Consider the following 22,486-nt stretch of genomic DNA (forward strand, 5'->3'; position numbering starts at 1 on the left):
GGGTTGATAGTTTAGATGATAAGGATTATCTTTCTCATTACTGAATAGTTGAGCAAAACACTCAAGTATTCAGCACGACATTGCTCACATTGCTTCCAGTATTATGTTGCCCGCCTTGTGCGGGCTTTTTTTTGCTTTGAAGCTGTGCGCCTGAAATAAAAGCGTCATGTCTGCGCGGTGCGACATGAGAAGGCGTGACGGTGATCAGAGGGCGGTAGAAGAGGCTTTTCGAGCGGGCATAAAAAAGCCTCACATGGCTGTGAGGCTTTAGATCGGTGTGGATTAACGCGCACCGACCAGGCGTTTATCTGCATGAACATCTGGCGTATACACCACCGTTCTGGCCATCATTACTGATTTACAAAATATACATTTTGCGCCAAACGGGTTGCTTTCAGTCATGTCAAAAGGTGAAGTCCTGTACTGCGAACCGTGGCAACGCGGACAGGTAAAGTGCATAGAATTTGTTGTCATTGAGTATTTTAACCTTTTCTGTGGGCCATTTTGGCCAAAGATGGTCTGAAATACAGAGTTTAATCAGCGCTTAAAAAGTGGAGGCTCAAAGAAGAGGTATCAAAGATACACTGAGAAATGAGGACTGCTTTAGTTAACTACCCGAGATAATGTCTGCGTATCAAACCGACTGATTCATTAACGCACGTCTGCCGGGGGAAAGCAACATTTATTTAGGCTGTTATTTTTTACGTTGATTGCTCTGGTAGAAAAATAAAATAACGGTACATCCATGCACCTGATTTTTTAAGCGTAGTAAGGTTATTGCCATTCAGCAAATGATGTCCCGCCGATTGCGGTAAAATAATTTTAACGGACGCAGAATACAGTAATTTTCAGCCGTGAAATCATTGGTTGTCAGGTAGCGTTCTGTCTGGACTTCCGGCTTCCATAACGCCGTGAGCGCGTCATAAGTCATTGTTTTATCGCCATCCGGCGTTTCCACCCGGTATTCACCACTTTGCAGATACCCTGATGAGAACAGCAAATGGCTGTCGCTTACACCCCGCACCTGATGCTCAATTTTACGAAAACCAATTGGCACCAGATGAAAAAGGTAGAAAGGTAATGTTTTCAGTTTTAAATCTGAGAAACTTGAAATTATTTCACCATCACGGGTGAGAATGACCTCCTGTAAAGAAACCGACGACGACGGTAAAAGTTCAGGAAAAGCGCACTCGGCTTTGAAATAAATAAATTGCATAGCGGTACCTCAGGCGGGACTTTTTTTGTCACATATTATTTTTATAGCTCAACTCCGATGGTCATTCCTCTTTTTAAGACATTCCAGAAAATACTTACCTGAAAATTACCTGAGTTTACATACGCAGCGGCATCCGTCATTACCCGCACAATAAAAATGGTTATCAGACCAGGCAATATACGCAGTATGCCTGATGGTAATGCGTTAAGGTATTCTTAAGGTAATGTAAATATAGTGACGGTGATCAAGTTTTACTTGCCGCGAAGGACATGGCTGGTTACTATTTGCTCGCTTTAGAAACATCGGTTTACAGATGAACGAATTCTTTGTCGGTAGGGGATTAGATGTCGCCTTACCGACTTTCTTCGTTTTGTCCCCTCCCCCCTCCTGTTTTATTCCTTAGCTTCCCAGCCAGTGACGTAACAACGGCCCTTTTGCGCCATAAACCGGATCGCTTGCCGGAAACGGCGTCTGCGCAATGCTTTTCAGCATGTCAGCCGATGGCGCGGCGCGACAAATGTCGGCACTTTGTCCCGGTGGATACCCCCCTACGACCGTAAAATCATCGCTACAGCCTTTATTACAGTGCCCGGTTCCGGCGGGCAGTAACGCGATGTCCCCTGCCCGTACTGTGACCAGCGTGCCGCCAGGCCCACCGAGCATGATCCGTGCTTCCCCCCGCGTGAAGGCCAGCACTTCATGAGCTTCGCTGTGATAATGGTGATAATGAAAAACGCCGTCCACCCATTGCGCGGGCCAGCCGTTATCAGCAAATCGCTGTTCCACCTCAGCAATGGCCTGATCGCCCGGCGTAAAAACGTCACGGTATAACAGCACCGGCAAACGGGGATTATTCGGCACCCAGTCATGGGCATTTAGCATCAACACTTGCACATTTTGATGAGAAATTTCCGGCATCATGACACTCCAGCGACAAATGATTTTTTAAGCGTAGCCAGGCTTTATTGTATTCTCGCCAGTACCTTCTATATTTCGGAAACAGAATGCATATCGGGAGTAGTAGCTATGAGATTTAAGGGACTAACAAAAGGATTTTTTATCCTTATTTTATTTGTGGTCACCCTGGCGTTTTTTGATGTCCTGTCGCCCTATTTTTCGGCGATTTTGTGGGCCACGATCCTCGCGGTGATCTTCCAGCCGTTAAAGAATAAGCTGCGCGAAAAAATGGCAGATAAAAACGGCATCGCCTCGCTTATCACCGTGTTAATTATCTGCCTGATCGTCTTTACCCCGCTGGCTATTATTCTCTCGTCGCTGGCCTACGAAATTAACGTCGTGTATCAAAAACTCCAGGAGAACAACACCCAGTTCCCGGTGGTGATCGCCGATCTGCTGCGCCATCTGCCTGGCTGGGCGCGCAATTTCCTTGCGGAGCATGAACTTAATAACGCCGCGCAGATCCAGAAAGCGCTCTCCGGCGTGGCGCTTAAGGGCGGGCAGTACATGGCGGGCAGCGCGTTTGTCATTGGTAAAGGCACCTTCGGCTTTACCATCAGCTTTGGCGTGATGCTCTACCTGTTATTTTTCCTGCTTAAGGATGGCGCAGTGATCGTGCATCAGGCGCTGGAAGCGCTGCCTCTCTCCCGCTACGTTAAACACCATTTATTTGCCAAGTTCGCCACCGTATCGCGGGCGACGGTAAAAGGCACCGTGGTCGTGGCCCTCGTCCAGGGGGTGCTTGGCGGCATCGGCTTCTCGATTGTCGGCATCGACGGCAGCATTCTGTGGGGGGCTTTGATGGCGTTCCTGTCGCTGATCCCGGCGGTGGGTTCGGCGATTGTCTGGGTTCCGGCGGCGATTTTCCTCTTCTCCACCGGGCAGATGTGGCAGGGCTTCTTTATTGTCGGCTTCTTTGTGGTGATCGTCGGACTGGTGGATAACCTGCTGCGTCCGCTGCTGGTCGGTAAAGACACCAAAATGCCGGACTACCTTATTCTTATCACCACGCTCGGCGGCATGGAAATCTACGGCATCAACGGTTTTGTGATCGGCCCGCTGATCGCCGCGCTGTTTATCGCCTGCTGGAATTTGCTCTCCGGTAAAGATCATCAGGGCAACGTTGACGAGCTGGATGATGATTTTATGGAAGAAGGCAGGCGCGAGCAGTAAGCCCACCTACCAGAGTTTGTAGATCGCAGTTCATTCTGCTGGTTGCTAAATTTAAACAGGCAGCCAGCAGAATATAATCTCATCAGAATCAACTCAGCCAACCGTTAATATCAGAAATCCCTCTGTGCATCTCAGCTACTTTTTCCCTTCTTATATTTACCCCTAAAGAAAATTACCGTCTGCCGATAATCCTTCTCAGGGATGTCATTCGTGAGCCGGATAATGATAAGTCTAAAAACCAATATGTTTTCACTGAACGTCGAGAAGAACGTCAGCAAAAGTGCCTCGGCGCTCGACCAGGCGATCCATCGTTTATCTTCTGGACTGCGTATTAATGGTGCCAGCGATGACGCCGCAGGCCAGGCGATCAGCAACCGTCTTTCCAGCCAGCAACACGGGCTGGCGCAGGCGCAGCGTAACGCCGGGGATGGGTTGTCGCTGGTGGATACGGCGGAAAGCGCTATGAGTGCCATCAACGGCAGACTGCAACGTATTCGTGAACTAACGGTACAGGGGCTTAACGAAACCTGGAATCAGCAGGATTCGGACGCCATTCAGGCAGAAATCAACCTCAACCTGAAAGAGATCGACCGCCTGACTACAGCTACCGAGTTTAATGGTATCAATCTGCTGGATGGCAGCGCGGGCAAACTGGGTTTTCAGGTTGGCGCTTACGATAACGAAAAAATCGACCTTGACCTCTCTTCGCCGGGCTTCAGCGTCAATGCGCTGGGTTTGAAGGATCTGATTATTCGCGGCATCAGCGGTAAAGTCACCGATGTCAATACCGTCATCGGCACCGCGAATAACATTTCTCTTACCAATGGTAAGGCGAGCGTGAACTATGCCACACCGGCCGGGATCACCTCCCCGCAGCTGGTGCGCAGTACGGTAAATAATCAGCTCTATATTCAGGGCAACGACAGCAACGGTAACGCGACCTTTTTCCCGGCGACCTATAATGCTACCTGGTACACCGCCACCGGCAGCGGTACGGTGTCTGTGGGGACAACCAGTAGCTCGCCACTTTACAGTCCGGTTGCCACCCTGCCCTCCCGCCCCCTTGCGGCGGTAAATTTTACCGACACCAGCGGCACACCATTGAGCGCCAGCCCGGCGGCGGCGCTGACCATGGATAACGGTCAGTATTACATTGAACAGAATAATACCTGGTATCCCGCCACGCTAAGCTTCGGCCCCACCGGTGCCGTCAGCGCGCAAATGTCCAGCGCCACCGGTTTGCAGGATATTGATTTTGCCACGCTACCCACGCCCGTCACCGCCACACCGGTCGCCGATACCAGTACCGCAAGCTTTGTCGATGCCGGCGGCAACCCGGTCACAGGCGCGGCCCGGCTGGTAAAAAATGGCAGCCAGTATCTGATGGAAGTCGATAACGGCGGTGGCAACGTGCAGTACTTCAACGCCTCGGTTAAGGCCACGTCGGACGGCACGACCACCAGCATGCAGGTGACCGCCCTGAGCGCCACCAGCCAGAATGCGTTCACGGCCGTTAATACGGTAAACGGCACCTCAGTGGTGACGCTGGATCGCGCCAACGTAGAGCTGCGTTATATTGATGCCGATGGTCACGCCAGCAACGATGTGCTGCGACAGGATGCAAACGGCGATTACTATATGGACGCGCCGGGTTCAACCATCGACAAAACCGCAACGCTGGTACGGCAAAACGATGCCGCCAATACCCTGTTACTGAAAACGCTACAGGGCGTCGGGGATGTGCAGGTCTATTTTACTACTACCTATAGCGCGAACACCGATGCCTCGACCAACGCGACGACCATGAGCATTGCCGAAGTGGGCGATGAGATCCGCTTACGCAATCCGGATAACCCGCTGGCGACGCTCGATAAAGCCATCAGTATGGTGGATGCTCAGCGCACGAAGCTCGGTGCAGTCGCCAATCGCCTGAGTTCGGTGCAGACATTGCAGAGTGGTGCGACAGCCACTCTCGCCGCTGCCCGATCGCGCATTGAAGATGCCGACTACGCGACGGAAGTCTCAGCGATGTCGCGGGCGCAAATTCTGCAACAGGCTGGCGCACAGATGTTGATGAAAGCCAACCAAACGCCGCAAATGGTACTGGCGTTGTTAAACGGCTAACTCACCCCAGCGGCGCGGCAATCTCCAGCTGGCTGAGTACGTTAAGCAGAGCATCCACTTTTGGCAGCCACTGCTTGCGGCGCGGCCAGACCAGCGACAGCGTCAGGCCGTCGGGCTGCAATTCCGGCATGATCACCTGAAGTTCTCCGCGTAGCAGAGGCGCGCGCACCAGCCAGGTCGGCATCTGTCCGATACCCAGCCCCGCCACCACCGCCTGCACCTGGGCATCCACATCGCCCAACGCCATACGGTACGGCACATTACGCCAGTTCTGCTGCCCGTCGGCGGTGGTGAACAGCCAGGGTTTGGTGCTGCCATCCACCCGCTCGTAAAGAATGGCGCGGTGCTGCATTAATTCCTCTACCGTGCGTGGACAGCCCTCGCGTGCCAGATAATCCGGCGACGCGCAGAACACCATTTTCTCGCGCCCCGACTGGCGACAGCCCAGCGACGCAGGCAGATCCACCGCGCCGCCAATGCGCACCGCCACGTCAATTCCCTCATCAAACAAATCGATAAAGCGATCGGAAAACGTCAGGCTTAGCTCAATTTCCGGGTGCTGCTGACAAAAGGGTATCAGCAGCGGCATCACCGCCAGCCGTCCGTAGGTATTAGGTACCGCCAGCCGTAAACGGCCGGAGGGGATAGTGCGCTGGGCGGCGAGCAGCGACTCAGTTTCGGACAGCTCCTCCAGAATGCGCATACAGGTCTGATAATACGCATGCCCGGCGTCGGTCAGTTCCAGATGTCGGGTGGTGCGCTCCAGCAGGCGCGATCCGAGGCGCGCTTCCAGTCGACTGATGCTTTTGCTGACCGCCGATCCGGTGACGTGGAGATGTTCAGCCGCCGCAGTAAAACTGCCTTTTTCGACGCTGGTGACAAAAGGGACAATATCTTTCAGACGCTGATCGTGCACGGATTCATGACCTCAGGTTAAGGATCTTGTGAATTTATACCAGAGCCGGGAATGAGATTCTCTATTAGGCTGTATACATCCCCTGTTGCAAGGAAAAAAACACATGACAAAAAAAGCATTGATCGTCGGTATTAGCGGTGTCATTGGCCGCGCGCTGTCAGAAAAATTACTGCAAGACGGCTGGCAGGTAACCGGGCTGTCCCGCGGGCGCGGCGAGGTGCTGGCAGGCTGCGACAGCCTGACGGCGGATCTTACCGATGCGTCAGCGGTCAACGAGGCGCTGAAATCGGTCAAACCTGACGCGGTATTTTTCAGCGTCTGGGCGCGCCAGGAAAACGAAAAAGCCAATATCCGCGTCAACGGCGCGATGATCAAAAACGTCATTGAAGCGCTGGGCGACCGGCTGCACGGTGCCCATGTCGCGCTGGTCACCGGCCTGAAACACTACCTCGGCCCGTTCGAGAACTACGGTAAAGGCGGTGCCGCCGTCACCCCATTCCGCGAAGAACAGGGGCGTCAGCCAGTAGAGAACTTCTACTATGCGCAGGAAGATGAACTTTTTGCCGGTGCCGAGAAATACGGCTATCGCTGGAGCGTTCACCGCCCGCACACCATTGTCGGCTACGCGCTGGGCAACGCCATGAACATGGGGCAGACGCTGGCGGTCTACGCCACCCTGTGCCGCGAAAAAGGCTGGCCGTTTATCTTCCCCGGTTCGCCTGAACAGTGGAACGGCGTCAGCGATGTGACTGATGCGGGCCTGCTTGCCGAGCAGCTCAGTTGGGCAGCCACCAGCCCGACGGCTGCGAACGAAGATTTTAACGCCGTTAACGGTGACGTGTTCCGCTGGCGCTGGCTGTGGCCACGTCTTGCCGCGTATTTTGGTATTGAAGCGGCGGATTACCCTGAACAGATGATGCCGCTGGAAGGCCGTATGCAGGACGCTGCTGCCGCCTGGCAGACCCTCGCCACGCAGCACCAGCTGCGCAAGCAGGACATCAATAAGCTGGTGTCATGGTGGCATACCGACGCCGACCTGGGCCGTCCGATGGAAGCGTTCACCGACATGAGCAAAAGCCGCAAGGCAGGCTTTACCGGCTACCGCAGCACGCTGGACTCCTTCACCGCGTTGTTCGACAAACTGAAACAGGAAAAGATTATTCCTGGTTGAGGGGGTATTCTGCATCCCGCCGCTAATCGCATCCATACTAAAGACACTGAATGCAGGAGGAAAAGATGTCAGAACATACCACTACCCTTCCCGATACCATGACCGCGGTAGAGATCACGCAACCCGGCGGGCCGGACGTTTTAAAGCCGACGACCCGCCCGGTGCCGAAACCACAGCCGCATGAAGTGCTGATCCGCGTGGTCGCGGCTGGCGTGAACGGCCCGGACATTATGCAGCGTAAAGGCCAGTATGCGCCGCCGCCGGGCGCGTCGGACATTCCGGGTCTGGAAGTTGCCGGGATCGTGGCGGCCGTCGGTGCGGATGTGAAACGTTTTAAGGTGGGCGATCACGTCGCCGCGCTGATCCCGGGCGGCGGTTACGCGCAGTATTGCGTAGCCCATGAAACCAACGCCCTGCCGCTGCCACCGGGCTTAAGCCTGATCGAAGCCGCCGCGCTGCCGGAAACCTTTATGACGGTGTGGCTGAATATGTTCGAGCGCGGTCAGTTTAAGGCGGGCGATATTATTCTGATCCACGGCGGCGCGTCGGGTATCGGCACCACCGCCACCATGCTGGCGAAAGCGTTCGGCGCGGCGAAAATCATCACCACTGTAGGCTCCGCGGCGCATCGCGACGCCAGCCTGAAGCTTGGGGCGGATACCGCAGTGCTGTATAAAGAAGCGGATTATGTCGAGGTCACGAAACAGGTGACGGACGGGCACGGCGCGGACATTATTCTGGATATTGTGGCGGGCGATTACGTCGCACGGAACTACGATGCGGCGGCGATGAATGGTCGCATCGTGCAGATCGGCGTGATTGGCGGCGCCGCCAAAGAGCTGAATCTGTTCCCGATGCTCAGCAAACGGCTGACGCACATCGGCTCAACGTTGCGTTCCCGTTCCCCGGAAGAGAAAGCGGCGCTGATCAAAGCGCTCACCGAGAACGTCTGGCCGTTGCTGGAAAAAGGCACCGTCAAACCCCAAGTGTGCAAAACCTTCCCGTTTGAGAAAGCCAGTGAAGCGCATCAGATGATGGACGACAGCAAACATATCGGCAAAGTCGTGCTGATTATGGATGAAGAGGCGCACCGTTAAATCCAAAAAAGGGGGCCAGCGCCCCCTTTAGTTAACTGTAGTAAACGCTTACTGCGGCCATTTCATCTCGCCTTTCAGCACTTTCGCGCCCAGTTCCAGACTCGCTTCATCCTTCAGATTGGGATACTGCTTTTTCAGCATCGCCACCAGTTGCGCGGCATCTTTCGCTTTCGGCAGCGCCTTCTCCACCGCAGTAATGTAGTCCTGCGTAAAGGTTACGGACGCGAGCGTCAGAGGCGCGCCCGGCAGATAATGCCCTGGCACCACCACGTCCGGCTTCAGCGTGCTGATGCCTTCCAGCGTTTGCTGCCATTCGGCGCGTGACTGTGCGGTCTGGGTGTCCGCCATCCAGACGTGGATATTATTACCCGATACCGGCACGCCGCCGACCACCGCCTTTAGTGCCGGGATCCATACATAAGTGCGATCCGCCGTCGGCCCTTTCACTTCCACGTGTTGCCCGTCTACGGTGAACGTCTTGTCCGTCAGCGGCTGGGGCACGATCAGCGTTTTTGGCGCATTCTCTTTCAGGATCGGTCCCCAGTAGCTCAGCTTGCCGTCTTTTGTGGCTTCAATCGCCTTAATGGTTTCCGGGGTGGCAACGATTTTCGCCTGCGGGAACGCCGCCTTGATCACGTCCAGCCCAAAGTAATAATCCGGATCCGAGTGGCTGATATATACCGTGGTCAGGGTTTTGCCCGTCGCTTTGATCTTCTCAACCAGCTGTTCGGCGTCGTTACGCTGGAACTGGGCGTCGATCAGCACCACTTCATGCGCGCCGCTGATGATCTCCGACGAGACAGGGAAAACACTTTTTTCGCCCGGATTGTAGATCTCCATTTTCAGTGGGCTTGCGGCCTGGGCCGCAATGCTTACGGCAGAAAGCGTGACCAGCGTCAGCAGGGTAAATGAGGGTTTAAACATGATGTGTGTCCTGAGGTGTTCGGATAATGAACGCATAATACGTTGCATAAAGCGCGACAAAAACCGGATACTGAGCAACTATTCATTGCATAAATCGGACGAATTATGGATCGCCTTATCGCCGCCCGCGTGTTTGTCCCCATCGCCGAGCGCGGCAGTATGATTGCCGCCGCCGGGCAACTGGATATGTCGCGGGCGATGGTCACGCGCTATCTGGCGCAAATGGAACAGTGGGCGGGCGCGCGGCTGCTGCACCGTACAACGCGGAAACTGAGCCTGACCGACGCCGGGGAACGCACGCTGGCGCTCTGCCGCCAGATGCTGGCAGTGGCGGAAAATATCGATCTGGTGGCCGACAAACAGGACGATGCGATCCGCGGGTTGCTGCGTATTTCCTGTTCCCAGTCGTTAGGCCAGACCGTGCTGGCGGAGGCAGTAACGCAGTACCTGCAACGCTATCCGGCCGTGGCGGTGGATCTGCAGATGAACAACCAGGCGGTGAACCTGGTGGAAGAACGCATCGATCTGGCGCTGCGCATTACCAATGACCTCGATCCTAATCTCATCGCCCGCCCGCTTTCCACCTGCGACTCCGTCGTTTGCGCTACGCCCGCCTGGTTAAAAAAGCACGGTACACCGCACCATCCTGACGATCTCGCCCGTCACAATTGTCTGACCTATTCGTGGTTCGGCAAAAGCCTGTGGCAGTTCGATCATCAGGGGACAAAATCCGCCGTCGCCGTCAGCGGCAATCTGAGCGCCAACGAATCCGTAGTATTGCTGGCCGCCACGCTCCAGGATGCGGGAATTTCACTGCAACCTTATTATTCCGTCGCTGCGCTGCTGGAAAAAGGCGAGCTGATCGAGCTGCTGCCGGACTATACGCCGCAGGCAATGGGTATTTACGGCATCTATTTATCGAGGAAACAGATGCCCCTTACGCTGCGCTCGATGCTCGATTTTCTGGTGGAGTGGTTTGCCACTGATCCGCGCTGGCAACGTATGCTGCGCCGGTAGCGATAAGGGGCCTCCTGGAAATACGTCTACACCGTCTACCCTGCGCAACCAGCGCGGGACGTGTATTTCGTCGGCGAACCAGGTAAAGTCCAAAGATACACGCCTCAAAGGGATTATCGCCCCGCCAGCGCCGCCTACCCCGTAAGAGGTGAGTTCCCCGCCAATGCATAGCGAATTGATTTCACGCAATATCCCTGCTCGTCGCCCTGTTATTTTCGCCGCCGAAAACACGTCATAACAATTCAAAACATTGGGGATATGATGGACGTCAGTCGCAGAAAATTTTTTAAAATCTGCGCCGGCGGAATGGCAGGAACGACGGCGGCGATGCTGGGCTTTGCCCCCACCGTTGCCCTTGCGGAAACGCGTAACTATAAACTGCTGCGCGCGAAAGAAACCCGCAATACCTGTACTTACTGTTCCGTAGGCTGTGGATTATTGATGTACAGCATGGGTGACGGCGCGAAAAACGCCAAATCCAGTATTTTCCATATTGAAGGGGATCCGGATCATCCGGTCAGCCGCGGGGCGCTGTGCCCGAAAGGCGCGGGTCTGCTGGATTATATCCACAGCGACAGCCGCCTGCGCTACCCGGAATACCGCGCACCAGGCGCTGATAAATGGCAGCGCATCAGCTGGGACGAGGCCTTTACCCGCATCGCCCGCCTGATGAAAGATGACCGCGACGCCAACTTTATCGAGAAGAACGAACAGAACGTCACGGTAAACCGCTGGCTCTCTACCGGCATGCTGTGCGCCTCGGCGGCCAGTAATGAAACCGGGATGCTGACCCAAAAATTTGCCCGCTCGCTGGGCATGCTGGCAGTCGATAACCAGGCGCGCGTCTGACACGGACCAACGGTAGCAAGTCTTGCTCCAACATTTGGTCGCGGTGCGATGACCAACCACTGGGTTGATATTAAAAATGCCAACGTGGTGATGGTGATGGGCGGTAACGCCGCTGAAGCCCACCCGGTCGGTTTCCGCTGGGCGATGGAAGCCAAAAACAACAACGATGCCACGCTGATCGTGGTCGATCCGCGCTTTACCCGCACCGCGTCGGTGGCGGATATTTATGCGCCGATCCGCTCCGGTACCGACATTACTTTCCTGTCGGGCGTCATCCTGTATCTGATTTCTCACAACAAAATCAACGCCGAATACGTCAAACATTACACCAATGCCAGCCTGCTGGTGCGGGATGATTTTAGCTTTGATGACGGCCTGTTCAGCGGCTACGACGAGGCGAAACGGCAGTACGACAAAACCAGCTGGAACTATCAGTTCGATGAGAACGGCTATGCGAAGCGCGACGATACCCTCCAGCACCCCCGCTGCGTGTGGAACCTGCTGAAAGCTCACGTCTCACGCTATACGCCTGACGTGGTGGAACATATCTGCGGCACGCCGAAGGCTGATTTCCTGAAAGTGTGTGAAGTGCTGGCCTCCACCAGCGCGGCGGATCGCACCACCACCTTCCTGTATGCGCTCGGCTGGACGCAGCATACCGTCGGTGCGCAGAACATCCGTACCATGGCGATGATCCAGCTGCTGCTCGGCAATATGGGCATGGCAGGCGGCGGCGTGAACGCGCTGCGCGGCCACTCCAATATTCAGGGGCTGACGGATCTGGGCCTGCTCTCCACCAGCCTGCCGGGGTATCTGACCCTGCCATCGGAAAAACACACCACGCTCGAAAGCTATCTGGCAACCAATACGCCGAAGGCCACGCTGCCAGGACAGGTGAACTACTGGGGCAACTATCCGAAGTTCTTCGTCAGCCTGATGAAAGCCTTTTATGGCGATGATGCGACCCGGGAAAATAACTGGGGCTTCGACTGGCTGCCGAAGTGGGATCAGTCTTACGACGTGCTGAAGTACTTCGACATGATGGATCGCCAGCAGGTCACCGGCTACCTCTGCCAGGGCTTTAACCCGGTCGCCTCCTTCCCGGATAAAAACAAAGTGGTCGCCAGCCTCAGCAAGCTGAAGTATCTGGTGATCATCGATCCACTGGTCACGGAAACCTCGAACTTCTGGCAGAACCACGGCGAGATGAACGATGTCGATCCGGCCACCATTCAGACCGAAGTGTTTCGTCTGCCGTCCACCTGCTTTGCCGAAGAAGATGGCTCCATTGCCAACTCCGGACGCTGGTTGCAGTGGCACTGGAAAGGCGCGGACGCACCGGGGGAAGCGCGAAACGACGGCGAGATCCTCGCAGGTCTGTATCACCGGCTGCGCGAGATGTACCGCGCCGAAGGCGGTAAAGGCGCGGAGCCGCTGCTGAAAATGGGCTGGGATTACGCGCAGCCGGATCACCCGGAATCGGACGAAGTGGCCAGGGAGAACAACGGCTACGCGCTGGAGGATCTGTACGACGCCAACGGCAATCTGCTGGCGAAAAAAGGTCAGTTGCTGGACTCCTTTGCGCTGCTGCGTGACGACGGCACCACCGCCTCCGCCTGCTGGATCTACGCCGGGAGCTGGACAGCGAAAGGCAACCAGATGGCGAACCGCGATAACAGCGATCCGTCCGGGCTGGGTAACACGCTGGGCTGGGCCTGGGCCTGGCCAATGAACCGCCGCATCATTTACAACCGCGCCTCCGCCGATCCGCAGGGTAAACCCTGGGACGCGAAGCGCATGTTGATCAAATGGAACGGTACAAAATGGGTCGGCAACGATATTCCTGACTACAACACCGCGCCACCGGGCAGCGGCGTTGGGCCGTTTATCATGCAGCCGGAAGGACTGGGCCGCCTGTTCGCCATCGATAAAATGGCGGAAGGGCCGTTCCCGGAACACTACGAGCCGTTTGAAACGCCGCTCGGCACCAACCCGCTGCACCCGAACGTGGTGTCGAATCCGGCTGCGCGCCTGTACGCCGCGGATGCCCGACGCATCGGCAAACGCGATGCCTTCCCGTATGTCGGTACTACCTACCGTCTGACGGAGCACTTCCACACCTGGACCAAGCATTCGCGGTTGAACGCGATTGTGCAGCCGGAGCAGTTCGTGGAGATCAGCGAGCGGCTGGCGAAAGCAAAAGGCATTGCTAATGGCGATCGTGTGAAGGTCAGCAGCATGCGCGGCTTTATACGCGCCGTTGCGGTGGTGACGCCACGTGTACGCACGCTGTATGCGGGCGGCCAGGAGGTGGAAACCATCGGTATTCCGCTGCACTGGGGCTTTGAAGGCACGGCGCGTAAGGGGTATCTCGCCAATACCCTGACGGCGTCCGTTGGCGACGCCAACTCGCAAACGCCGGAGTACAAGGCGTTTCTGGTCAACATTGAGAAGGCGTAAGGAGCGACATTATGTCCATGCAATCTCAGGATATTATCCGCCGTTCAGCGACGAACGGCATGACGCCGCCGCCTCACGCCCGCGACGATAAAGAAGAAGTCGCGAAGCTGATTGATGTGTCGAGCTGTATTGGCTGCAAAGCGTGCCAGGTGGCCTGTTCGGAGTGGAACGACATCCGCGACGAGGTGGGTCATTGCGTCGGGGTGTACGACAACCCCGCCGATCTGAGCGCCAAATCCTGGACACTGATGCGCTTTAGCGAGACGTCGCAGAACGGCAAGCTGGAGTGGCTGATCCGCAAGGATGGCTGTATGCACTGTACCGATCCGGGCTGCCTGAAGGCCTGCCCGTCGGCCGGTGCGATCATTCAGTACGCCAATGGGATCGTCGATTTTCAGTCGGAACACTGTATTGGCTGTGGCTACTGCATTGCCGGTTGCCCGTTCAACATTCCGCGTCTGAACAAAGACGATAACCGCGTCTATAAATGCACGCTGTGCGTTGACCGGGTGAGCGTGGGCCAGGAGCCGGCCTGCGTGAAAACCTGCCCGACAGGTGCCATTCATTTCGGCACCAAAAAGGCGATGCTGGACGTGGCGGACGAACGCGTGGCGAAGCTGCAAAAACGCGGCTATCCGCACGCCGGCGTTTACAACCCGCAGGGTGTGGGCGGTACGCATGTGATGTACGTGCTGCATCACGCCGATCAGCCCGAGCTGTATCACAATCTGCCGAAAGATCCGCACATCGACACGCCGATTTCCCTGTGGAAAGGGCTGCTGAAACCGTTATCGGCGGCAGGTTTTATCGCCACCTTCGCCGGGCTGATTTTCCATTATGTGGGTGTCGGGCCGAACGAAGAGGTGGATGAAGACGAGGAAAAACATCATGATTAAGCAGAGCAAGATGATCGTCAGGACGAAATTCATCGACCGCGCCTGTCACTGGACGGTAGTAATTTGCTTCTTCCTGGTGGCACTTTCCGGCATCGCGCTGTTCTTCCCGACGCTACAATGGCTGACGGAAACTTTCGGTACGCCGCAGATGGGCCGTATTCTGCACCCCTGGTTTGGGGTGCTGATCTTCTTCGCGCTGATGTTTATGTTCGTGCGTTTTGTGCATCACAATATTCCGGACAAACACGATATTCCGTGGGTGAAAGGTATTGTCGAGGTGCTGAAAGGCAACGAGCATAAAGTGGCGCGGGTCGGCAAATATAACGCCGGACAAAAGATGATGTTCTGGACCATTATGAGCATGATTTTTGTGCTGCTGGTGACCGGGGTTATTATCTGGCGTCCGTGGTTCGCGGATTATTTCCCGATCAAAATGGTGCGTTACAGTCTGCTTATTCACGCCACCACGGCGATTATTTTGATCCATGCCATTCTCATTCATATGTATATGGCGTTCTGGGTCAAAGGGTCCATCAAAGGCATGATTGTCGGTAAAGTCAGCCGCCGCTGGGCGCAGAAGCATCACCCACGCTGGTATCGTGATGTCGAAGCGTTAGAAGCAAAAAAAGAGAGCACCGAAGGGCTATAAGTCGGGCTTTTCAACAAACCGTCAGGGGCAACGCTGGCGGTTTTTTTGTCGGTAAAAATGCCTTTCGGTAAGCGGCGGATATTTCTGGTAGTAATAAACGATCATCCTGTCTGGTATATTTTTGCTTTCCGGCATAACTATTTTCACAGGATGAACATGAACACTTTCAGCATTATTGCCATTCCCTTCTTTGCCGTTGCCATTGCTATGCTCGTGCTGGCGGCGACCCGTAAAAATCAGACATTTTTGATCGTCGGCGGCGTATTTATGGTTTCAGGCGTGGTAAATGCGGTGCTGGGGATGTCGTTGTAGGAAGTGAGCTGAAACAGAAATGGTACGCCCTACAGGGCTCGAACCTGTGACCTACGGCTTAGAAGTTCCTAGAACTACCTAGTCTTACAACAACTTACCGCGTCATCACTGCGCTCACACGTCCCATGATGCGAAAACATGCAAAGCCATGCAAACCAGTGCAAAGCTTTGCATGTCTCAATTCTGTCTCACATCACCGGGCAGTCATCATCCAGTCCGTTCCGCGTGTCGGTAATGAAATGGGTGACGACCCCGATCACCTGAAGCTCATCCAGACAATCTCCCTCTATCGCATCACCGTCATGCGTGATGAACGCCTGTCCGAGATCTTCCCGAAATAGCTACGACCGTCCAGAATGGCAAGGAGTATGTCGCCCTGCCGCACAGTCAATCCCCTGTCGACAACAGCAACACCCTCTGACGTCTGAATAACCAGGCTGTTTGAGGTCAGTCCGCAATACTGTCGGCTGTTACGGTAGCCTGCACGTAATCAGCTGCCGGTGAAGGAAAGCTCATGTCACAGCCCTCCGTTCAGGTTGACTGGAACCAGAGTTTATCCTCACCCTCTTCCGTCGATGCGTCGCGGAAGGTCCTTACGTTCATCTTGACCCAACGGTTCGCCTCATCGAGTGACAGGTTGTGATTCAGCGCGGCAAGGTTGCGCACAAACTCACTGGTCCGGACGACCTTGCGGCCTGACGGCTCGCGGGTGATCGACTGGTTGAATGCTGTGATTTTATCGTCGTAACGCGGCATGACTTCCCTCCTTAAAACCAGCACTGTACATGCATACAGTGTTGCCAGGAGTGTTTTTGCGATCAAGTCGGTATTTGTAAATCTCACCTGTTGCAGGCTTTTAACCAAAATTTATGGAGCTAAATGGGTAATGACTATATTATGTAATTTGCGAATTTTATTTTTCTTATAATAACCACTATTACATATGAAATAGTCAATATTAATAATGCATTTGCTATCGGGCCCATCACTGATACCTGCTCAAAAATTAAATTATTGCGTTTTAACACCATAAAAACCATCCAATGCACAAGATAAATACCAAAAGAATTCATTCCAATGCTATATATTAACTCCTTGACAGGCGTGTAAACAACATCAAAGTTAATGCTCATAAAAATATTAAACAAAACATATGACGATATGAATACTAAAGGGGTAGTGTATTGATAGTAAAACTCATTTGGAACACCAGTTTTAAGTGAGACAAATATATTTAACGCCGCATTAATAAATACAATGACCATGAAAATAACGGTATACCGTATAACATTTACCTTTCGGTAGATGTAGGGGAAAGCTAATGCATAAGCGATATATGCAGGAAACGTAAGTTCAAACTGGTTGAGGCCATTGAGATAAGAAAAATTACCGACAAAAGTATTTAGAAAGTAAACTAAAGATGGCAAAGCTATTGAGAAAAAGAATATAAGCACTGGTAGGTACTTAAAGTCTCGCACCGAATTATTTTCAAATATCTTTTTTACCGCAGGCAAAACAAAAACAAAACCTAGGAAAGCTGGTAAAAACCACAAATGAACTGATGTATATTTTGTAAAAGTAAGCTTTATAAAACTGATAAAGTCAGTTCCACCATTGAAAATAAAATACAATGCTGACCAAAAAACATAAGGAATGCCAATCCTTTTTACTTTTGATAAGAAGCCAATATTTGTCGATAGCGAGTTAAAAGCTATATATGTGGCAATTATAAAAAAAATTGGCACGCAAAACCTTGAGAAAGTGTAATAAACGTTACTAACGAGCCATAAAGGAGTGTAATCATTCATAACTTCCTTGCTATGGAATACAGGCACTGCCATATGTATTAAGATAACAGAAAAGACAGCCATTGATCTTAATGTCTCAATATTTACATTCCTTTTAGCATGCATTTCTTCCCACCACCGAGTATAATTAGATAATTTAGCAATTCAGTAACGTAAATGTTTTTGCAAAAAAAAACAACATTTGTTGCGCTTAACTACTGCAGATTTCATCTAACTATTACGTAGATAAACATCCTATGCGTTCTTGAGTGATTGCGTTTTTGTGTTTGATTCTTAAACATGCAAATCGCCTAGTAGGTGAACGCAAGTCCCCTCCCCTAAGAAAAGGTTGCGTCAGTACAAAAAATCAGCGATATGCTCACTATCTTCATACTAAAGTGATGATCGGCACAAGGAGGTCGGGTACACTTGGTCTATCTCCAACAACATTGATTAGTATAATGTTAAAGTTATTCGCCAAATACGCATCTGTAGGCATTTTAAACACTCTGATTCACTGGGTGGTTTTTTCTGTTTGCATCTATGCCCTGCACACCGGTCAGGCGCTAGCCAACTTCGGCGGCTTCGTTGTTGCCGTTAGTTTTAGTTTTTTTGCAAACGCAAGATTTACTTTTAAGTCATCAACTACAACGATGCGGTACATGCTCTATGTGGGATTTATGGGGACGTTGAGCGCGGCAATTGGATGGGAGGCAGACAGGTTCGGGATGGCTCCACTCCTAACGCTCGTTGTATTCTCAGCTATCAGTCTGATATGCGGTTTCATCTACTCCAAATTCATTGTCTTTAGGGATGCGAAATGAAAATTTCTCTAGTCGTGCCTGTCTTTAACGAAGAAGATGCGATTCCAATTTTTTATAAAACAGTTAGGGATTTTGAAGGCCTTGCCGAATACGAAGTGGAAATAGTTTTTATCAATGATGGGAGTAAAGATTCAACTGAATCAATCATTAATGCACTTGCTATTGCAGACCCCCTAGTGATTTCGCTGTCGTTTACTAGGAACTTTGGAAAAGAGCCAGCTCTTTTCGCGGGTCTTGATCGAGCCTCCGGAGATGCAGTAATTCCAATCGACGTTGACCTTCAGGATCCAATAGAGGTTATTCCCCACTTAATTTCTAAATGGCAAGCAGGTGCGGATATGGTATTAGCTAAACGCACAGACAGGTCTACTGATGGAAGATTGAAGCGCAAATCTGCAGAATGGTTTTATAAGCTTCATAATAAAATAAGCACCCCACAAATAGAAGAGAACGTGGGCGATTTCCGCTTAATGTCTCGTAATGTTGTTGAGAATATTAAACTATTACCAGAACGTAACCTTTTTATGAAAGGTGTTTTAAGTTGGGTTGGCGGACGAACCGATGTTGTGGAGTATGCTCGGGCGCATCGCATTGCCGGTAACTCTAAGTTTAATGGGTGGAAATTGTGGAATCTGGCTCTTGAGGGCATCACTAGTTTTTCAACATTCCCACTGCGTATGTGGACTTATATCGGATTAGTTGTTGCCGGACTATCATTCATTTATGGTGCCTGGATGGTAATAGATACTATTGCTTTTGGGAATCCGGTCAGAGGATATCCATCACTACTTGTATCCGTACTTTTCCTCGGAGGGGTACAACTGATCGGGATCGGTGTCCTCGGAGAATACATAGGCAGAATATACATTGAAGTAAAAAACAGGCCTCGTTATGTTATTAAAAAGAGTGAGAAAAAATGATAAGAGACTTGTTTTTTAAAGCATATAAGCCCTTGCTTGTGATAGGTTTGTTGTTCAGTTTCTTACTTTACTTCTCATGGAGTTTACCGTCTGATTTTATCTTACCTAAAGAAACAATAGGCGGGATCAATGGAAGGATCGACTCATGTCGAGTAGAAAATGGCTTCTTGGTTGTCGATGGCTGGGCATTTATTGACCACGACATGTACACTAAAACTAATGTGGGAGTTATGATCGGCGGAAGTTATAAGACTTTAAAAACTAAAACGGTCAAAAGACGAGATGTGGTAAAGGCTTTCAAGTTACCATTAACTCTTACCCCTGCCTTAAAAGGATTTACAGGATCAATGTACATCGGGAAAGAGAAAGCACCTTTCAACATTGCCATAATCGTAGCCCGAAAAAATGGAGAGAATTACAGAGGTGACTATGTTTGCAAAGGTTGATTACATAAAAATATTTTGTTTTTTATTTATAATCATGGTTTGTTTTAACGTGTTTTTTTCAGTCTCTTACAGACTCACTGCAGACGATCAATATTTCATTAACGCGCTTGACGATCGCAACTTACTCTCGTTTATTCATGAAAGATACATGACATGGTCAGGAAGATGGTCGATTGAAGCTATTACCGCATTAACTATACCTCACATTTGGTTAGTTAAGATTATGATACCGTCATTTTTAATGCTATCTGCTTTCTTCATTTCTAAGATATGTTTCCATGAATCTGACATCAGACATGTATCAATATCTTTAGCATCTATATTATTAATTCCTCATGGCATCTATGAAGACTCAATTTCATGGATCACTGGGTTTTATAATTATTTACTACCTGCATCGCTCGGGTTGTTCTTTTTTTATACTTTTGTTAACGAATATCCAAAATCACTTAAAACTCTATCAGTCCTCTCATTGATTATTGTATGCAATCATGAGCAGGTATCCCTAGCTTTGATAATGGCATCTGTGTTCTTTCTACTTTCCAAGAAAGGAAGATTTTCAGCTTATCGTATTATCTCGTTACTAGTAATGGTAGCAAACTTTGTGATACTTGTGATTGCCCCTGGAAACTTCAAGCGAGTGGTCAGTGAAAGCACATTAAGAATGCCTGAATACTTTGATTTGAATTTTTTAGACAAAGTAAGCATGGGCTACGACAGACTTAATGCCTTGTTTTTCATGAATGGTAATTATGTTATCTTGATTATATGTGTCGTCTTATTGTGGTCTCTGTTAACAATGCAAACTAAGAAAAGCAATGACATAATATCCATTGTCATTTTAATGGCATTTATAGCATGCATGATTCTTCTTAACTACAATGGGATTAAAAGCCCACTGATTGGAATAGTCCAAGAATACAAAGGCTTTAGTCCATTTACTATCATACCCTCTTATATTTCCCTTGCTTTTATAGTTATCACTATGTGCTACGTTATTTCTCAAAGACTTGCTAATTACAACCTAATCATAGGTTCCATAGTAATTGCAATAGCAACAGTGATTGCGATAGGGTTCTCGCCAACAGCATATGCTTCTGGTATGAGAGTTTTATTTGTGGCTGAGATATTACTTGTAATGACCTCACTTATGATTATTTCCCGTTCTCAATTCCTTGCATGTAAAATTAATGCAATCTCGGCAACTTTTATAGCATCTGCCTTCATCTTTTTAACTAAAAGCTAGATAAAGAACCAAGATCAGTGAGTGCCATACTTAAAACCCGCTTTCGCGGGTTTTCTTATATCGTACTAGCAACTATCTGCCCAGACGCAACAATTTCGAACCAAAATTCTACTCCCCCAACATTGGCTGCTGGCGTGGCAACGATATTGTTTGTAGAGGTATTCAGAGACCATGTGAATACAGGCCAGCTAGATGCCCCAACGCCAGGGGTTGTATCCGCGTAGCCGCCTGTAGCCAGTACTTTAACAAGTAATGTACTTCCTCCGGCATCATGCTTAGTTACCCCTAGTCGGTAGTAGGAAATGTTACCGTTTTCGTTTGATGGATGAGTTCTTCTGACGACGATGCTTAACTCTCCTGCATAACGAGCTACTTTACCTTGTGTGCTTTGCAAAGAACAGATAGCTGTTGCGGTTGATAATGGCAAGGTTTTATTTGTAATAATAGGCACTTGCTGGAAGTGTATGTAGCCATTATTTGTCGAACTAAATCCATTTGGAAGAATACAATCGCCCTTAAGATATAGATGTGCGCCAGCACCATTGACTATTACATCTTGGGTTGTGTTTCCTGGCCCGTTAGGAATAGATACCGCACCCTCTAAGCTTGCATATGCATTTCCTCCATTAGAAGCGGCCATCGAAAGCAGGTTAGCGTGTCCTGCATTGCTTTGGTTGTTACCATAAGCATAAATGTTTCTAAAGCTCAATCCGCGGATATTGATACCAGAAGACAAAGCTTCTATACGGAATCATGATCGCTGGTTGGTTTCTGATCCATCGGCCGTAACTGCCATCTCGGCAATATTGCCATCAAAAACATGCCCCCATTGCCCATTACCATCACTACCGTTTGCTGAACTATGACTGTAATAAGTATTGCCCCATTTAAAGCCCGAGCCTGCAAATCCGTGCATATAATTTGTATGCACTGAAAGGCTTGTTTTGGTGAAAAGCTGGGTTGTCGATCCCTTGTTGTAAGTTGGAGCAAAGTTCAAGCCATGAGATGCACCATTAGATAGTTTTCCTGAAAATGCAGGAGTCAGCCAATGTTCAGGATAATCCTGCCCGGTAGTTGGTACGCCGATTTACACGGCGCTCCATGCAAAATCATCCGCTCTACCCACGAAGTCATCCACTACATCAGAAACGGTCGAACCTGCATCGCCAGCATGGACCGCTTTCAGCACGATTTCGAGCCCATCAACAAATTCGAAGTGGCGCGGATCGAAGCGGAAATGGAAACATCAGAGCACATTAAGAAGTTGCGGGCGGCTCGTGCGGCATGACCATATTTATTGCATAGGGAGAGATAATGATTTGGCTCACATCGGTGCTCATTATCCTTACTGTAGCATCACTCCCAGTTATAACAATGAAGTGGTCAACAAAAACTGGCCACCGCGTTAGAGTTTTTCCAGTATCGTTTTTCCGATTCGTTTGGGGGTAAGCCACCGTTATATTCATGCGGCCTGAGCGTGCTGTAATATCCAACGATATAGT

At 51.0% G+C, this 22,486-nt stretch carries 22 protein-coding genes; 14 read left to right on the forward strand and 8 right to left on the reverse strand.

Features of this window, described 5'->3' with window-relative positions:
• Window positions 1-282 precede the first annotated feature (282 nt).
• From KW828_RS04845 to KW828_RS04855, 3 genes are all read right to left on the reverse strand, one after another.
• Window positions 283-474: a hypothetical protein gene (locus tag KW828_RS04845; protein WP_256349972.1), complete on the reverse strand. Its 192-nt coding sequence runs from the start codon at window positions 472-474 to the stop codon at window positions 283-285.
• A 310-nt stretch (window positions 475-784) separates the two neighbouring features.
• Window positions 785-1,216: a hypothetical protein gene (locus KW828_RS04850; RefSeq protein ID WP_218335300.1), complete on the reverse strand. Its 432-nt coding sequence runs from the start codon at window positions 1,214-1,216 to the stop codon at window positions 785-787.
• Window positions 1,217-1,615: 399 nt separating this feature from the next.
• The gene (locus tag KW828_RS04855) at window positions 1,616-2,137 is read right to left on the reverse strand and encodes a cupin (RefSeq protein WP_256349973.1); all 522 of its coding nucleotides are present in this window, start codon (window positions 2,135-2,137) and stop codon (window positions 1,616-1,618) included.
• Window positions 2,138-2,242: 105 nt separating this feature from the next.
• Between KW828_RS04855 and KW828_RS04860 the strand changes: the two genes are divergently transcribed.
• The gene (locus KW828_RS04860) at window positions 2,243-3,346 is read left to right on the forward strand and encodes an AI-2E family transporter (RefSeq protein WP_218335302.1); all 1,104 of its coding nucleotides are present in this window, start codon (window positions 2,243-2,245) and stop codon (window positions 3,344-3,346) included.
• A 222-nt stretch (window positions 3,347-3,568) separates the two neighbouring features.
• Window positions 3,569-5,470: a flagellin gene (locus KW828_RS04865; RefSeq protein ID WP_218335303.1), complete on the forward strand. Its 1,902-nt coding sequence runs from the start codon at window positions 3,569-3,571 to the stop codon at window positions 5,468-5,470.
• A gap of 1 nt (window position 5,471) precedes the next feature.
• Here KW828_RS04865 and KW828_RS04870 read toward each other — a convergent pair whose 3' ends face one another.
• Window positions 5,472-6,386: a LysR family transcriptional regulator gene (locus KW828_RS04870; protein ID WP_218335304.1), complete on the reverse strand. Its 915-nt coding sequence runs from the start codon at window positions 6,384-6,386 to the stop codon at window positions 5,472-5,474.
• A 103-nt stretch (window positions 6,387-6,489) separates the two neighbouring features.
• Between KW828_RS04870 and KW828_RS04875 the strand changes: the two genes are divergently transcribed.
• Both KW828_RS04875 and KW828_RS04880 read left to right on the forward strand, forming a co-directional pair.
• Window positions 6,490-7,557 carry an SDR family oxidoreductase gene (locus KW828_RS04875; protein ID WP_218335305.1) on the forward strand — a complete coding sequence of 356 codons (1,068 nt, stop codon included), beginning with the start codon at window positions 6,490-6,492 and terminating at the stop codon, window positions 7,555-7,557.
• Between the two features lie 65 nt (window positions 7,558-7,622).
• Window positions 7,623-8,654: an NAD(P)H-quinone oxidoreductase gene (locus KW828_RS04880; protein ID WP_218335307.1), complete on the forward strand. Its 1,032-nt coding sequence runs from the start codon at window positions 7,623-7,625 to the stop codon at window positions 8,652-8,654.
• A 48-nt stretch (window positions 8,655-8,702) separates the two neighbouring features.
• Here the strand turns inward: KW828_RS04880 and KW828_RS04885 are convergent, their stop codons facing one another.
• Complete coding sequence (locus KW828_RS04885; RefSeq protein WP_218335308.1) at window positions 8,703-9,578, reverse strand: MBL fold metallo-hydrolase; 876 nt, start codon at window positions 9,576-9,578, stop codon at window positions 8,703-8,705.
• Window positions 9,579-9,683: 105 nt separating this feature from the next.
• Between KW828_RS04885 and KW828_RS04890 the strand changes: the two genes are divergently transcribed.
• From KW828_RS04890 to KW828_RS04910, 5 genes are all read left to right on the forward strand, one after another.
• Complete coding sequence (locus KW828_RS04890; RefSeq protein ID WP_218335309.1) at window positions 9,684-10,595, forward strand: LysR family transcriptional regulator; 912 nt, start codon at window positions 9,684-9,686, stop codon at window positions 10,593-10,595.
• 261 nt (window positions 10,596-10,856) lie between these two features.
• Complete coding sequence (gene fdnG / locus KW828_RS04895) at window positions 10,857-13,904, forward strand: formate dehydrogenase-N subunit alpha (RefSeq protein ID WP_218335374.1); 3,048 nt, start codon at window positions 10,857-10,859, stop codon at window positions 13,902-13,904.
• 11 nt (window positions 13,905-13,915) lie between these two features.
• Window positions 13,916-14,800 carry a formate dehydrogenase subunit beta gene (gene fdxH / locus KW828_RS04900; protein ID WP_218335310.1) on the forward strand — a complete coding sequence of 295 codons (885 nt, stop codon included), beginning with the start codon at window positions 13,916-13,918 and terminating at the stop codon, window positions 14,798-14,800.
• Window positions 14,796-15,449 carry a formate dehydrogenase-N subunit gamma gene (gene fdnI, locus KW828_RS04905; protein ID WP_218335375.1) on the forward strand — a complete coding sequence of 218 codons (654 nt, stop codon included), beginning with the start codon at window positions 14,796-14,798 and terminating at the stop codon, window positions 15,447-15,449. Before fdxH ends, fdnI begins: the two co-directional genes overlap by 5 nt.
• Window positions 15,450-15,605: 156 nt before the next feature.
• On the forward strand, window positions 15,606-15,761 hold the full coding sequence (locus KW828_RS04910; protein ID WP_218335311.1) for a hypothetical protein: 156 nt from the start codon (window positions 15,606-15,608) through the stop codon (window positions 15,759-15,761).
• A 531-nt stretch (window positions 15,762-16,292) separates the two neighbouring features.
• On the opposite strand, the gene KW828_RS04915 is transcribed toward KW828_RS04910, so the two are convergent.
• Together KW828_RS04915 and KW828_RS04920 are read right to left on the reverse strand one after the other, a co-directional pair.
• On the reverse strand, window positions 16,293-16,517 hold the full coding sequence (locus tag KW828_RS04915; protein ID WP_218335312.1) for a DNA polymerase V: 225 nt from the start codon (window positions 16,515-16,517) through the stop codon (window positions 16,293-16,295).
• 134 nt (window positions 16,518-16,651) lie between these two features.
• Entirely contained in the window at window positions 16,652-17,674 is a 1,023-nt protein-coding gene (locus KW828_RS04920; protein ID WP_218335313.1) for an acyltransferase, read from the reverse strand.
• Between the two features lie 335 nt (window positions 17,675-18,009).
• Between KW828_RS04920 and KW828_RS04925 the strand changes: the two genes are divergently transcribed.
• The 4 genes from KW828_RS04925 to KW828_RS04940 are packed head-to-tail and all read left to right on the forward strand — an operon-like array spanning window position 18,010 to window position 20,984.
• Window positions 18,010-18,372 carry a GtrA family protein gene (locus tag KW828_RS04925; RefSeq protein WP_218335314.1) on the forward strand — a complete coding sequence of 121 codons (363 nt, stop codon included), beginning with the start codon at window positions 18,010-18,012 and terminating at the stop codon, window positions 18,370-18,372.
• A complete protein-coding gene (locus KW828_RS04930) occupies window positions 18,369-19,292 on the forward strand; it encodes a glycosyltransferase family 2 protein (RefSeq protein ID WP_218335315.1) in 924 nt (307 codons plus the stop codon). Before KW828_RS04925 ends, KW828_RS04930 begins: the two co-directional genes overlap by 4 nt.
• Complete coding sequence (locus KW828_RS04935; RefSeq protein ID WP_218335316.1) at window positions 19,289-19,738, forward strand: hypothetical protein; 450 nt, start codon at window positions 19,289-19,291, stop codon at window positions 19,736-19,738. The genes KW828_RS04930 and KW828_RS04935 overlap by 4 nt, the downstream gene beginning before the upstream one ends.
• Entirely contained in the window at window positions 19,722-20,984 is a 1,263-nt protein-coding gene (locus KW828_RS04940) for a DUF6056 family protein (RefSeq protein ID WP_218335317.1), read from the forward strand. The genes KW828_RS04935 and KW828_RS04940 overlap by 17 nt, the downstream gene beginning before the upstream one ends.
• A gap of 55 nt (window positions 20,985-21,039) precedes the next feature.
• Here the strand turns inward: KW828_RS04940 and KW828_RS04945 are convergent, their stop codons facing one another.
• Entirely contained in the window at window positions 21,040-21,720 is a 681-nt protein-coding gene (locus tag KW828_RS04945; protein ID WP_218335318.1) for a hypothetical protein, read from the reverse strand.
• A 312-nt stretch (window positions 21,721-22,032) separates the two neighbouring features.
• Between KW828_RS04945 and KW828_RS04950 the strand changes: the two genes are divergently transcribed.
• Window positions 22,033-22,272, forward strand: a complete 240-nt coding sequence (locus tag KW828_RS04950; RefSeq protein ID WP_218335319.1) for a DUF4222 domain-containing protein — start codon at window positions 22,033-22,035, stop codon at window positions 22,270-22,272.
• The last annotated feature ends 214 nt before the right edge of the window (window positions 22,273-22,486 follow it).

Source organism: Enterobacter sp. ENT03, assembly GCF_019218745.1.
Classification (GTDB): domain Bacteria; phylum Pseudomonadota; class Gammaproteobacteria; order Enterobacterales; family Enterobacteriaceae; genus Enterobacter_D.